The following is a 14,560-nucleotide window of genomic DNA, read 5'->3' on the forward strand; positions in this document are numbered from 1 at the left end:
TTATTTGATCTTATTGAACAGATGTTCTGCTAATTTAAGTATTTTTTTATTACAAATGAGCAGTCAGTTAAGAGGACAATTTTACCCCTTAAAAAGGATAAATTTCACCTGTCAGCTTTTAACAAATATATTGTTTAATGTGTAATTTTGTATTCTTTTTTTTATCTAATATGTTTATTTGAACACTTAAAATAATTTTTTATACAATTAATTTGGATTGTAGAGATTAAAAACTATATTTGTGCAATCGATTACATTATTTCTTTTTGAAACTGTTAAGATGTTGATTTTAATATTTTTAAATATTAGTAAATAGTGTTGTTAAGAATACCACAATTACAAAACTATAATACCCACTTACTATGAATCAAACCGAAACAATTGCAGTCAATCAAAACACAAAATCTACAGGAAAATACCGTTGGAGTATTTGCGGGCTGCTCTTTTTTGCAACAACTATCAACTATTTAGACAGGCAGGTACTTTCTTTAACTTGGAGTGATTTTATTGCACCGGAATTTCATTGGACGAATAACGATTATGGAAATATCACAGCTTTGTTTTCGATTTTTTATGCCGTTTCGTTATTGTTTGCAGGTAGATTTGTAGATTGGCTGGATACAAAAAAAGGATTTCTCTGGGCAATCGGGATCTGGTCTGTCGGAGCCTGCCTTCACGCTTTCTGCGGAATTGCAACTTCGGGAATTATCACTGGCAACTGGTTCGTAGGTTTTCATGGTTCTAAAGAAATCATCGAAAGTGTAAATGATACCGCAATGGTAATCAATGTAAGTGTATCGCTTTTCATATTTGCCCGTTTCGTTTTAGCAGTTGGAGAAGCAGGTAACTTTCCTGCGGCCATAAAAACTACAGCAGAATATTTTCCTAAAAAAGACCGGGCTTTTGCAACCAGTATTTTTAATGCCGGTGCCACAGTAGGAGCTTTGGCAGCACCTATTACAATTCCGTTTATAGCAAAATCTTTTGGATGGGAGATGTCATTTATCATCATCGGTGCTTTAGGTTTCGTCTGGATGGGATTTTGGATGTTTATGTACGACAAACCGGAAAGACATGCTAAAGTATCTGCCGGCGAATTGGCTTACATTCAGCAAGATGAGATTGCAGACAGCAAAATTGTAGGTTATGTGCCCGAAACCACTACAAAAGTTTCTTTGGCAGCCTGCTTCAAATACAAACAAACATGGGCTTTTGCTTTTGGTAAATTTATGACAGACGGTGTTTGGTGGTTCTTCTTATTCTGGACACCTGCGTACTTAAGTTCTGTTTACGGTATGGATTCTACAGAAGCTGCATTACCCCTGTTTGTACTTTACATGATTACCTTATTGTCTATAATCGGAGGATGGCTTCCAACTTACTTTGTAGAAAGAAAAGGAATGAATCCGTACGAAGGAAGAATGAGAGCCATGTTAATTTTTGCATTTTTTCCATTATTAGCCCTGATCGCACAACCGCTCGGTTACATAAGTTACTGGGTTCCGGTTATTATTATCGGAATTGCGGGTGCAGCGCACCAATCCTGGTCAGCCAATATTTTTACTACTGTGGGAGATATGTTTCCTAAAAAAGCAATTGCTACCATTACAGGAATTGGCGGTTTAGCAGGCGGAATTGGTTCGACACTTATCAACAAAGGATCTGGAGTTTTATTTGATTATTCTAAAGAAACCAATATGGCTTTTATGGGTTTTAAGGGAATCGAAGCAGGATATTTTATCATCTTTTCAATCTGTGCCGTTTGTTACTTAACCGGATGGATTGTAATGAAATCTTTGGTGCCAAAATACGCGCCTATTACAGATCTCTAACCAGGATCGCGGCTAACTAACCAATCTAAACCAACCTGAAATTATGAACCAAACTAATGCAGCCATTGGAAAATACCGCTGGACAATATGCAGTTTAGTTTTTTTTGCTACAACTGTCAATTATTTAGATAGAAATGTAATAAGTTACCTTCGTCCGTTTTTAGCAGAAGCTTTTCACTGGACACCGGAGCAGGAAGTTATTGATTATTCGAATATTGAAATTGCCTTTAAGATTGCGTATGCACTAGGAATGTTTGTTGCAGGAGGGATCATTGATAAATTGGGGACCAAAATTGGTTATGCAATCGCAACAGGACTTTGGAGTCTTGCCGCAATTGGTCACGCATTAGCAACGGGAACAGGTGGTTTTTTAATAGCGAGGGTATTTCTCGGAATTACCGAGGCAGGAAATTTTCCGGCAGCAATTAAAGCAACCGCAGAATGGTTCCCGCAAAAAGAAAGAGCTTTGGCGACCGGAATATTTAATTCAGGAAGTAATATAGGAGCAATCATAGTTCCTTTAACAGTACCGTTTATTGCAGCAAATTATGGTTGGCAATGGGCTTTTATTTTAACCGGAATTGTTGGGTTTGTATGGCTTGGACTTTGGTTTTGGTTTTATGAGATTCCACAGAAACAAAAACGTTTGTCCCAAGCAGAATTTGAATATATTACATCAGATCAGGTTGTGGTAAATGAAGAAGAAAGTACCGAAAAACCATCCTGGATAAGATTGCTTTCTTTTCGTCAGACCTGGGCCTTTGCAATAGGAAAATTGCTAACCGATCCGGTATGGTGGTTTTACCTGTTCTGGCTGCCTGATTTTCTGATGAAGCAATATAAACTTACTTCAACAGAAATAATATGGCCTTGCGCATTGGTTTACATGATTGGAAGTGTGGGAAGTATTGGCGGAGGCTGGCTTCCTTTAAAATTAATTAATAATAACTGGCCTGCTTACAAAGCACGTAAAACCAGTATGCTGCTGTATGCAATTGCTGTTTTACCGGTTTTATTTTCTCAATATTTAGGCGCAATAAACATGTGGATGGCAATTCTTGTTATTGGTCTGGCAGTTTCTGCACATCAGGCGTGGAGTGCTAATATTTTTACCACGGTTTCAGATATGTTTCCTAAAAATGCCACAGCGTCTGTAACGGGAATTGGCGGAATGTTCGGAGCTTTGGGCGGCATCTTACTGACACTTGTTGTTCAGAAAAATATGTTTGTGTATTATACCAAATTAGGCAAAATTGAAACAGCTTATTTTATTATGTTTTGTATTTGCGGAGCTTCTTATTTAAGTGCCTGGCTTATAATGCATATATTAGTTCCCAAGATGAAAAAAGTAATATTGTAATTTAAATTTATTATAAATTTTAATTTGAATTATGGTTTATTAAATATAAAAATATAATTTTGTGCAATCGATTACATTAATTTAAAATTATGACAAAATATAGTTCAAGATACGCGTCAAGCCCGGAAGCTGTTAAAAAATATGATACTCAGGAATTAAGAAACGAATTTCTGATTGATGACTTAATGCAGGAAGATGAAGTAGTGCTGGTTTATTCCCATTACGACAGATACATTGCAGGTTCTGCAGTTCCTGTAAAAGGTAATTTGGCTTTGGAAACAATTGATCCATTAAAAGCGCCTTATTTTTTAGAAAGAAGAGAATTAGGAATTATCAACGTAGGCGGAAGTGGTTCTGTCGTGGTTGAAGGAACTTCTTATGAGTTAGGTTTTAAAGATGCTTTGTACATCGGGAGCGGGAATAAAGAAGTTATCTTTAAAAGTGATGACAGCAATAATCCGGCAAAATTCTATTTGAATTCTGCTCCGGCGCACAATTCTTACCCAACTAAAAAAGTAAGTTTAGCAGAAGCGAATAAATTGCAATTAGGAACAATGGAAACGGCAAACCACCGTACCGTAAACCAAATGATTATTGGAAGTGTAGTTACAACCTGCCAATTACAAATGGGAATGACTGAGCTGAAACCAGGAAGTGTCTGGAATACAATGCCGGCACACGTACACGATCGTAGAATGGAAGTGTATTTCTATTTGGATATTCCGCAAGATCAGGCTGTTTGTCACTTTATGGGGCAACCACAGGAAACCAGACATATCTGGATGAACAATCATCAGGCTGTAATCTCGCCGCCGTGGTCTATTCACTCCGGTTCCGGAACCAGTAATTATACTTTTATCTGGGGAATGGCCGGTGAAAATCTGGATTATGGAGATATGGATGTTTGTAAAATCACTGATTTAAGATAAGAGCATGACAAATTTATTTGATATACAAGGAAAAGTGGCCCTTATCACTGGTTCTACACACGGACTCGGAATGGCAATGGCAAAAGGATTGGGTCAGGCGGGTGCTACAATTGTAGTAAACGGAAATTCGTCCCAGCAAAAAATTGATGATGCTGTGGCTTTGCTTAAAAGTGAAGGAATCAATGCAGTAGGTTACAAATTTAATGTAACAGAAGAACAGGAAGTCAAAAGCGCTGTTCAGCAGATCGAAAGTGAAGTTGGACCAATCGATATCTTAATCAACAATGCGGGAATTATTAAAAGAATTCCGCTTTTGGATATGGAAGTTTCAGATTTCAGAGAAGTGGTAGATATAGATTTAGTAAGTCCGTTTATTGTTTCTAAGCATGTTGCTAAAGGAATGATTGAAAGAAGACAGGGAAAAATCATCAACATTTGCTCCATGATGAGCGAGTTAGGAAGAAATACGGTTTCTGCGTATGCTGCCGCTAAAGGAGGTTTAAAAATGCTGACTAAAAACATGGCAACCGAATGGGCGAAGTACAATGTGCAGATCAACGGAATTGGTCCCGGGTATTTTGCAACAGAGCAGACAAAACCAATCCGCGTAGACGGACATCCTTTTAATGATTTTATTATCAGCAGAACCCCAGCTGCAAAATGGGGAGATCCGGGTGATTTAGCAGGAGCAGCAATATTTTTATCCTCAAAAGCGAGCGATTTCGTTAATGGTCACATTTTATATGTGGATGGTGGAATTTTAGCGACAATCGGAAAACCTTCAAACGAAGAATAATTTTCAAATTATATTTAAAAAGACATGAGCCAGACATTCATAAACGATAATTTTTTATTAGAAAACAAATACGCTGAAGAATTGTATCACAATTATTCTAAAAATCAGCCAATCATAGATTACCATAATCACTTAAATCCCCAGTTTATTGCTGAAGATAAAATCTTTGAAAACATCACACAGGTTTGGATTAATGGTGATCACTACAAATGGCGAGCCATGCGTACTTTGGGAATCAACGAGCAGTTTGTAACAGGAAATGGTTCAGATAAAGATAAATTCCTTAATTGGGGAAAAACGGTTCCGTACACAATGCGTAATCCTTTGTACCACTGGACACATTTAGAATTGGCGCGTTATTTTGATATTTATGATTTATTGAATGAAAAATCGGCTGAGAAAATTTATATCGAAACTTCAGAAAAAATAAATTCTCAGGCATACAGCACGCAAAACCTTCTTAAAAAAGTAAACGCTGAATTAGTTTGTACGACAGAAGACCCAATTGATACGTTAGAATTTCACCAGAAATTTGCAAACAATTCGAGTGGAATTAAAATGAGTACAGCTTTCAGACCTGATAAAGCCATCTTAATTGCTAATGATGGTTATAATGCATATCTGGACACATTAGGGGATGTGTCCGGAGTTGCAATTAACACTTTTGCTGATTTACAGTCTGCTTTAAGAAAAAGAATCGAATTCTTTAATGCCAACGGATGTAAATTAAGTGATCACGGTTTAAATCAAATTGATTTTGAAAACTTTACAGAAAGTGAAGTGAATTCAATTTTCAAAAAGAAAAGAGAAAACGGAGAATTGTCACCAGAAGAAGTTCTAAAATTTCATAGTGCTGTTTTAGTATTCTTATCGGAAACTTACCATGAGTTTGGATGGGTGCAGCAGTTTCACTTAGGTGCATTACGTAATAATAATTCGCGTATGCACAGAATTTTAGGCCCGGATACAGGATGGGATTCTATTGGAGATTATCCGCAGGCTCAAAAATTATCTGCTTTCTTAAATGCATTAGACAGCAAAGATAAACTGACTAAAACGATTATTTATAACCTTAATCCGGCCGATAACGAAGTAATGGCAACCATGATTGGAAACTTCAACGACGGAAGCGTTCGCGGAAAAGTACAATTTGGTTCCGGATGGTGGTTTCTGGATCAGAAAGACGGAATGACAAAACAATTAAATGCGCTTTCAAACATGGGATTAATTAGCTGTTTTGTTGGAATGCTGACAGATTCGAGAAGTTTCTTATCGTTCCCAAGACACGAATATTTCAGACGTATTTTATGTAATCTTTTGGGAGACGAAATCAAAAGAGGGGAGCTGCCAAACGATATGGAATGGATCGGAAAATTAGTTTCAGACATCTCATACAATAACGCAAAAGAGTATTTCAAGTTTTAAGAAAAGTTTTTTGAACCATTAAGACATTAAGAAAATTAAGTTTTTTTTGGAATCTGATTTTAGAAGCTGAAAGCTTCACATGTTTATAGCAAATGAACAATTTTAGCCACGTTCGACTCCTACGGAGTCGTATGTTTGAGAATAATTTTAGATCTATAAACATATGAACCTTTCAGGTTCAGAATTGGGAAATCTCTAACTTATTTTGGATTTCTTTCAATAAATAAAACTTAATTTCCTTAATTTCTTAATGGTAAAAAATACCTTAATGGTAAAATAAAAATATAATATGAGTAGAGTAGTTGCATTTGGAGAAATCATGCTTCGTCTTTCGACGGAGAGACACTTACGTTTTTCACAATCTACAGCATTTGGTGCTACTTATGGAGGTGGAGAATTTAACGTGTGTGTTTCTTTGGCAAATTATGGCGTAAATGCTGAGTTTGTAACGAGATTGCCGGAAAACGAAATTGGTTTTTCTGCCCTGAAGGAAATACGAAAAATGAACGTAGAATCCAAAAACATTGTTTATGGAGGAGAACGTTTAGGAATTTATTTCCTGGAAACCGGTGCAGGTACCCGCGGAAGCAATGTGGTCTACGATCGTGCACACAGCGCCATGTCGACAATCCAGAAAGGTCAGGTGGACTGGGATACAGTTTTGGAAGGTGCAGAGTGGTTTCACTGGAGTGGAATTACTCCGGCGATTTCTCAATCTGCTGCAGAAGCTTGTTTAGAAGCGATTAAAGTCGCTCACAAAAAAGGAATCAAAATTTCCTGTGATTTAAATTACAGATCAAAATTATGGCAATACGGCAAAACACCAAGCGAGGTAATGCCGGAAATGCTGCAGTACAGCAACGTGATTTTAGGAGATATTGACACAGCGTATTTTATGTTAGGAATTCCGAAAGTAAATCCGAATTATCAGGATGAGAAAACACTTCCAGTTTTATACGATAAATTATTCGAATTGATTCCGAATTTAAAAATCGCTGCAACCACACTTCGTTATTCTGTAAGCGCTTCACACCAGAGAATTGGCGGAATTTTATACGACGGAAAGGCAATTCATAGTGCTGCTGTTAAAGAAGTCACTCCGGTTGTAGACCGTGTAGGAAGTGGCGATGCCTTTATGGGCGGATTAATTTACGGACTGTTGGAATATCAAAATAATAACCAGAGAGCATTAAATTTTGCAGTTGCAGCTTGTTGCTTAAAACATACAATTGCAGGAGATTACAATTTGGTTACTTTAAAAGAAGTAGAGAATATGATTGACGGTGACGGTTCTGCGTTGGTGTCCAGATAATTGTAAATATAAAAATGGCAAAATTTTCAAGATTAGAAGTCGCGGCCCAAATGAAGGAAAACGGTATGGTTCCGTTGTTTTTTCATTCGGATATCGAATTAAGTAAAAAAGTTTTAAAAGCCTGTTACGACGGAGGTTCCAGATTAATGGAATTTACAAGCAGAGGCGATTTTGCGCATGAGGTCTTCGGTGCTTTAAATAAATATGCTTTAGCAGAACTTCCTGGAATGATTTTGGGCGTTGGTTCTGTTACAGATGCGGCTTCGGCTTCATTGTACATGAGTTTGGGCGCCAATTTTATTGTAACTCCGGTTTTTAGGGAAGATATCGCAATTGCCTGTAACCGAAGAAAAGTATTGTGGTCGCCAGGCTGCGGGACTCTGACAGAAATTGCAAGAGCAGAAGAATTAGGCTGCGAAATTGTAAAATTGTTTCCCGCAGATATTTACGGACCGGAATTTATTAAAGCAATAAAAGGCCCATGCCCGTGGACGAATATTATGCCTACAGGAGGTGTTTATTCAACGGTAGAAAGTTTAAGTTCCTGGCTCAATGCCGGCGCGACTTGTGTTGGTTTGGGTTCGCAATTAATTTCAAAAGAAATATTAGACAAAAAAGACTTCGACGGTTTAACAGCAAAAGTTCGTCAGGTCTTAGATATTATAAAAGACATTAGAAAATAAAATGAAGGAGTAATCACGCCAACTCCTTGTTTTATAAGTTTTTTTTAGATTTTTAGAGATTGTAATTGAGCATTACGCTTGCAAAATTTACCCGCCATTCCTCACAGCAGGTTTGTTTTACTAAACAGGTGTAATGTTTCTTTTACAATTTAAGAGGTTGAAATTAAAAAATAAGGTTTTAAGTGATTATTTAATAACGCTTTAAAGAAATTGTAAATGAAAAAATTAAATAGAATAAATACAGGATTAGAAAAGTTACAGCCTATTAAGGTGGTTCAGTTTGGAGAAGGTAACTTTTTAAGAGCTTTTGTAGATTACGCTTTTCACAAACTAAATAAGGAAGTAGATTTTAATGCCGGTATTGCAATAGTTCAGCCTTTGAAAGATGGTATGGTGAACATGATTAATGATCAGGACGGTTTGTATACTTTGTTTATGAACGGAATTAAAAAAGGGGAAAAAATACAGGATATTGAGTTAATTTCTAATATTGTAAAAACGGTAAACCCTTACACTGAATTTGCAAGTTATTTGGCTTTGGCCAAAGAAGAAGAGCTTCAGTTTATTGTTTCTAATACTACAGAAGCTGGAATTGAATTCATTGAGAGTGATACTCCCGACATGCAGCCACCCGTGTCATTTCCTGCAAAGCTGACTGTTTTATTATACGAAAGATTTAAACATTTTAATGGTGATGCGTCTAAAGGAGTAACAATCATTCCTTGTGAATTGATTGATTATAACTCAGAGACACTGAAAAAATATATTCTGCAGTATTGTGATACATGGAAGTTAGAAGATGCATTTAAAACATGGGTATCAGATGCTTGTACCTATCACAGTACTTTGGTGGACAGAATTGTTCCTGGATATCCAAGAGCTGAAATTGAAGAATACAATAATAAATTAGATTATGAAGACAATTTAATTGTCGCTGCTGAACCATTTTTTCTTTGGGCTATTGAAGGCGGAGATGCTTTAAAAGCAAAATTACCTTTTCATAAAACGGATCTGAATGTAAAAATCGTTGATGATATACGTCCTTTTAAAATGATTAAAGTCCGTATTTTAAACGGTGCGCACACAGCAATGGTTCCTTTTTCACTTTTGCATGGTAACAAATTAGTGATGGAAACTGTTAACGGAGATTTTACCGGAAAATTTGTAAATAGCGTTATTAGTGAAATTAGTGAAACGCTGGATATGGACAAAAATGAAATTACGGCCTATTCTGAGGAAGTAATGGACCGATTTAAAAATCCATTTATTAAACATGCACTTGCTGATATTGCATTGAATTCTATCTCGAAATTCAAAGTAAGAGTTTTGCCTAGTTTATTGGGATATTATAACACTAACAAAAAATTACCTGCAAATTTGACTTTTTCATTCGCGAGTTTAATTCGTTTCTACAAAGGAACATGGAACGGACAGGAATTGCCGGTTAAAGATGGTGAAGATATTACAACGTTCTTTAGCGGACTTTGGAAATCGGATGATTACGAAAAAATTGCTCGTTTAACATTGCAAAATAAAGGTTTCTGGGACGAAGATTTAACCGAAGTTCCGGGATTGACAAAAGCAATTACAATAGCATTGGAAGAAATTGATGCAAACGGTGTTGAAGCAGGTTTTGCTAAATTTCAGGAAAGAATAAAATAAAAACACAGGAAAAAGAACAAAGAACAAAGGTTAATTATGGCAACGCAAAAAAAACTAATAAAAGTTCATCCTACCGACAATGTTGCGGTAGCTTTGGTGAATCTTACTGCAGGCGAAGTTATTGATTTTGAAGGAGAATCAATTGCCGTTGAGTCTGATGTAAAAATGAAACATAAGATTGCAATGGTTCCTTTTAATGTGGGGGACAGAATCATTATGTACGGTGTTTTGGTTGGAAAAGCAAGTGCAAGAATCGAAAGAGGAGGATTGCTTTCTACTGAAAACGTAAAACACGAAAGTGACAAGGTAACTGGTAAAACAGAAACTATTGGCTGGTCTGCTCCAAATGTTGACAAATGGAAAGACAGAACGTGGCAGGGCTATCACAGAGAAGACGGGCAGGTAGGAACAGAAAATGTATGGTTGTTTTTTCCGTTGGTATTTTGTGAAAACAGAAATATCGAGATCTTAAAAGATATTTTTGAGAAAGAATTAATGAAACCTAAAGAAAACGATTATCAGTTATTGTTGCGTTCTTTAGTGAAATCAGAAACCGGTGGTGCAGGAAATCAGGAAGCTTCAAACGATGCGAACTTGTTTAATAATATTGAAGTAAAATTCATTACGCATCAGGGTGGCTGTGGCGGAATACGTCAGGATTCTCATAGTCTGGCTAAACTTTTAGCTGGTTATGTAAACAATCCGAATGTTGCCGGAGCTACAGTATTGAGTTTAGGATGTCAAAATCTACAGATTCAGATTTTCAAAGATGCTTTAGATGCTATTAATCCGCACAGTAAAAAACCGGTTTTAATTTACGATCAGCAATCTATCGGAACTATAGAAACAATGTTGAGCAGTGTGGTTAAAGATACTTTTGAGGCGATTAAAAAAGCAAACGAAATTAAGAGAGAACCAGCGCCTTTATCTAAATTAAGAATTGGTTTAGAATGTGGAGGATCTGACGGATTCTCCGGAATTTCTGCTAATCCGACTTTAGGAGTATTGTCTGACAAATTGGCCGCATTAGGAGGAACGACAATTCTTTCTGAGTTTCCTGAATTATGTGGTGTAGAGCAGGAATTAGTAAACCGTTGTGTTGATGATGAAGATGGAAAACGTTTTCTGGATTTAATGAAATGGTACGAAAAAACGGTGGTAGATGCAGGTTCAGGATTTGATATGAATCCGTCGCCGGGAAACATCAAAGACGGTCTGATTACCGATGCTATGAAATCTGCAGGAGCAGCTAAAAAAGGTGGAACATCTCCAATTGCGGGCGTTTACGATTATGGAGAGTATATTAACGAACCAGGATTAACATTGTTATGCACACCAGGAAATGATGTTGAATGTACAACTGCAATGGTAGGTTCAGGAGCTAATATGGTATTGTTTACAACCGGTTTAGGAACTCCTACAGGAAATCCAATTGCGCCGGTAGTAAAAATATCTTCTAACTCAGAGTTAGCTGCAAAAATGTCTGATATTATCGATATTGACACTGGAGGCATTATTAAAGGAGAAAAATCTATCGAAGAAATGTCTGATGAAATGCTGGAGGCTATTATTAATATTGCTAGCGGTACTGTAAAAACCAAAGCAGCAATTTTAAATCAAAATGACTTTATTCCTTGGAAAAGAGGAGTTTCTTTGTAAGTTTTTAAACCATATAAGTTATATAAGTCCATTTTAGCTTAATAAATTAAGCCCTATAATCACAAATTGGTTATAGGGCTTTTTAATTGCAGCTAAAAATTATTTAAATGAACTTATATCACTTATATGGTTTAATTAGCAGTTCTGGTAGAAGATTTACGAATATGCAATTCCGGAGCTAACACTACCTTTTTTTCGATTTTGATTGTATCGGTTTTATCCACTTGTTCTAAGAAAACACGTGCAGACATTTTTCCCATTTCCAAAGGTGACTGATCGACAGATGTAATAGAAAGTTCCATAAATTTTGTAAACGGTTCGTTACTGAAACCGGCAACGCAAAATTCATTTGGAATACTGATATTTCTGCTTTGCAGTTCCTGAATAGCACCCAAGGCAGCAAAATCACTTGATGAAAAAATGGCATCAGGCGGGGTTTTTAACTGCAGTAAAGTGTTAACTGCCTCTTTGCCGGCATCTACACTACTTTTTACATGAATAACAAATTCCTCATTAAAAGTAAGTCCGTTGTCCAGTAAAGCCTGTTTGTATCCTAAAAACCTATTTTTAAATATGTCTAAAGACTGATCTCCTGAAAGGTGGGCAATATGGCTGCAGCCTTCATCGATTAAATGCTTGGTCGCCAGATAACCGCCTTTAAAGTCATTAATGGTTACAGAACTTACACCGTCTATATGTTTACTTCTGTCAAAAAATATTAAGGGTACATTTTTTTCTAAAACATTTCTGAAAGCGCTGTCATTATCATTGGAAACGCCGGTAACCGACATCATAATGCCGTCTACCTGAGCGTCTATAAGTGTATGAAGATTTTCATTTTCTCTTTTAATGCTTTCGTGCGTCTGGCAAATAATAACCTGATAGCCGTGAGGATAAAGTTCTTCTTCAATTCCTCTGATGACAGAGGCGAAAAAATTGCTGTCAATACGCGGAACAATAACTCCAATATTGTTACTTCGACCGCTCTTTAAAGCCAGCGCCAATTTATTTTGCTTATAATTCATGGCTGCTGCGGTTTTAATAACCAGCTCACGCGTTGCTTCTTTTATTTTCGGATTGTTGTTTAACGCTCTGGAAACAGTTGCAGCGGTGATATTTAATTTTTCAGCAATATCATAAATAGTTACTTTTTCGCTCATTCAAAAAAAAGTTTTTGAGATTATTTTTAGACAAAAATACATTATTTTTTATTATGCTACATAAATTGTTATCGATTACCCTAGAGAAAAACGCAAACGTTTTCAGCTATACAATGATAATAAATTATATGTTTTTTTGCATTAAATGTAATTATTTTTTGCAATAAAAATTAAATATACATTTTTTTTCTAAATAAATTTGGTGAGTAAGAAGTATTTTTCTACTTTCGTGTAATCGATTACATAATTATTGTGATGTTTTTGATGTAAATAAGAAATACTGCGTTATGATTCCAAATAAGAACTTTACATTTAAATGGATTATATTTTTAACGGCATTTGGCGTTTTAGCCGGAGCGTGCGCAAAAAAAAGTTTTTCTGCTGCAGATAATGATCCGTGGAAAAAAATGGATTTGGTTGTCAACAGCATTCCACATACCAATTTTAAAAACAAAATATATAATATAAATCAGTTTGGTGCTGTTGCAGATGGTAAAACGTTAAACACTCAGGCTTTTGAAAAGGCAATAAAAGAATGCGCTTCAAATGGTGGAGGGCAGGTTTTAGTACCAAACGGAAAATATTTAACCGGGGCAATTCACTTAGAAAGTAATGTAAATCTGCATTTAGAAGATAATGCTGAGATTCTTTTTAGTATAAATCCAAACGATTATCCTATTGTTCATACTTCCTGGGAAGGAACAGAAGTAATGAACTATTCACCGCTAATTTATGCGAAGAACAAAACCAATATTGCCATTACAGGAAAAGGAACTCTAAACGGACAGGCAGACAGTACCAATTGGTGGGCCTGGGCCGGATCTAAAACGTATGGCTGGAAAAAAGGAACCCCGTCTCAAAATGATCCTTCAAATCGGGAAGTTTTGGTCGAAATGGCAGAAAAAGGTGTGCCGGTTGCAGAAAGGGTTTTTGGTGAAGGGCGTTACCTGAGACCTAATTTTATTGAATTTTTTGATTGTAATACCGCTTTAATAAAAGAGGTTACCATAATCAATTCTCCTTTCTGGATTTTGCATCCGATTAAAACCAAAAACATGATTATTGACGGTGTAACGGTCAACAGCCACGGCCCCAATAATGATGGATGTGATCCTGAATATTCTCAAAACATTATTATTAAAAACTGCACTTTTAATACAGGGGATGATTGCATTGCAATAAAAGCAGGACGTGATGGCGACGGAAGAAGAGTAGCAATTCCGTCAAAAAATATAATCGTGCAAAACTGCAAAATGATTGACGGACATGGCGGTGTTGTCATCGGCAGCGAAATTTCTGCAGGAGTAAACCATGTTTTCGTAGAAAATTGCGTCATGGACAGTCCGAATCTGGACCGCGCCATCAGAATCAAAACCAATTCGAGAAGAGGAGGAATTATCGAAGATATTTATGTTCGAAACCTGGAAGTGGGAACGGTAAAAGAATGTGTTTTAAAATTAAACATGTTTTATAATGTGTACGGTTCTCAGACTGGAAATTTTATTCCGACCATCCGTAATGTAAGCTTAGAAAATATAACTGTTAAAAACGGTGGTAAATACAGCGTTTGGGCAGAAGGATACAAAGAATCGCCTGTCGAAAATATTACACTTAAAGATGTAAAAATAGATAAGGTAGATTCTGTCTATTTATTAAAAAACGTAAAAAACATAAACTTTATAAACACCTATATCAATGAGAAAAGAGTAGAATCTGTTAAAAACTAAACACTATTAACCAAA

11 protein-coding genes are annotated in these 14,560 nt (G+C 36.2%); 10 read left to right on the forward strand and 1 reads right to left on the reverse strand.

What is annotated here, in order from left to right:
* Window positions 1–362: 362 nt before the first annotated feature.
* The 9 genes from ABEB31_RS14480 to ABEB31_RS14520 all read left to right on the forward strand — a co-directional run bounded on the left by ABEB31_RS14480 (window position 363) and on the right by ABEB31_RS14520 (window position 11,658).
* The gene (locus ABEB31_RS14480) at window positions 363–1,832 is read left to right on the forward strand and encodes an MFS transporter (RefSeq protein ID WP_347052348.1); all 1,470 of its coding nucleotides are present in this window, start codon (window positions 363–365) and stop codon (window positions 1,830–1,832) included.
* A gap of 43 nt (window positions 1,833–1,875) precedes the next feature.
* Window positions 1,876–3,192 carry an MFS transporter gene (locus tag ABEB31_RS14485; protein WP_347052349.1) on the forward strand — a complete coding sequence of 439 codons (1,317 nt, stop codon included), beginning with the start codon at window positions 1,876–1,878 and terminating at the stop codon, window positions 3,190–3,192.
* A gap of 89 nt (window positions 3,193–3,281) precedes the next feature.
* A complete protein-coding gene (gene kduI / locus ABEB31_RS14490; protein ID WP_347052350.1) occupies window positions 3,282–4,121 on the forward strand; it encodes a 5-dehydro-4-deoxy-D-glucuronate isomerase in 840 nt (279 codons plus the stop codon).
* A 4-nt stretch (window positions 4,122–4,125) separates the two neighbouring features.
* Window positions 4,126–4,917 (forward strand): gluconate 5-dehydrogenase, encoded by a 792-nt coding sequence (locus ABEB31_RS14495; protein ID WP_347052351.1) that lies wholly within the window; start codon window positions 4,126–4,128, stop codon window positions 4,915–4,917.
* Window positions 4,918–4,941: 24 nt separating this feature from the next.
* The gene (uxaC, locus tag ABEB31_RS14500; RefSeq protein ID WP_347052352.1) at window positions 4,942–6,342 is read left to right on the forward strand and encodes a glucuronate isomerase; all 1,401 of its coding nucleotides are present in this window, start codon (window positions 4,942–4,944) and stop codon (window positions 6,340–6,342) included.
* A gap of 289 nt (window positions 6,343–6,631) precedes the next feature.
* Window positions 6,632–7,654, forward strand: coding sequence for a PfkB family carbohydrate kinase (locus ABEB31_RS14505; RefSeq protein WP_347052353.1), 1,023 nt, complete (start codon window positions 6,632–6,634; stop codon window positions 7,652–7,654).
* A 14-nt stretch (window positions 7,655–7,668) separates the two neighbouring features.
* On the forward strand, window positions 7,669–8,337 hold the full coding sequence (locus tag ABEB31_RS14510) for a bifunctional 4-hydroxy-2-oxoglutarate aldolase/2-dehydro-3-deoxy-phosphogluconate aldolase (RefSeq protein ID WP_347052354.1): 669 nt from the start codon (window positions 7,669–7,671) through the stop codon (window positions 8,335–8,337).
* Window positions 8,338–8,553: 216 nt separating this feature from the next.
* Entirely contained in the window at window positions 8,554–9,999 is a 1,446-nt protein-coding gene (locus ABEB31_RS14515; RefSeq protein ID WP_347052355.1) for a tagaturonate reductase, read from the forward strand.
* A 36-nt stretch (window positions 10,000–10,035) separates the two neighbouring features.
* The gene (locus ABEB31_RS14520; RefSeq protein WP_347052356.1) at window positions 10,036–11,658 is read left to right on the forward strand and encodes a UxaA family hydrolase; all 1,623 of its coding nucleotides are present in this window, start codon (window positions 10,036–10,038) and stop codon (window positions 11,656–11,658) included.
* 131 nt (window positions 11,659–11,789) lie between these two features.
* Here the strand turns inward: ABEB31_RS14520 and ABEB31_RS14525 are convergent, their stop codons facing one another.
* Window positions 11,790–12,818: a LacI family DNA-binding transcriptional regulator gene (locus tag ABEB31_RS14525; protein WP_347052357.1), complete on the reverse strand. Its 1,029-nt coding sequence runs from the start codon at window positions 12,816–12,818 to the stop codon at window positions 11,790–11,792.
* Window positions 12,819–13,105: 287 nt separating this feature from the next.
* On the opposite strand from ABEB31_RS14525, the gene ABEB31_RS14530 reads away from it, so the two are divergent.
* Window positions 13,106–14,545, forward strand: a complete 1,440-nt coding sequence (locus ABEB31_RS14530) for a glycoside hydrolase family 28 protein (protein ID WP_347052358.1) — start codon at window positions 13,106–13,108, stop codon at window positions 14,543–14,545.
* The last annotated feature ends 15 nt before the right edge of the window (window positions 14,546–14,560 follow it).

Source organism: Flavobacterium olei (assembly GCF_039749035.1).
GTDB classification, from domain to species: Bacteria; Bacteroidota; Bacteroidia; order Flavobacteriales; family Flavobacteriaceae; genus Flavobacterium; species Flavobacterium olei.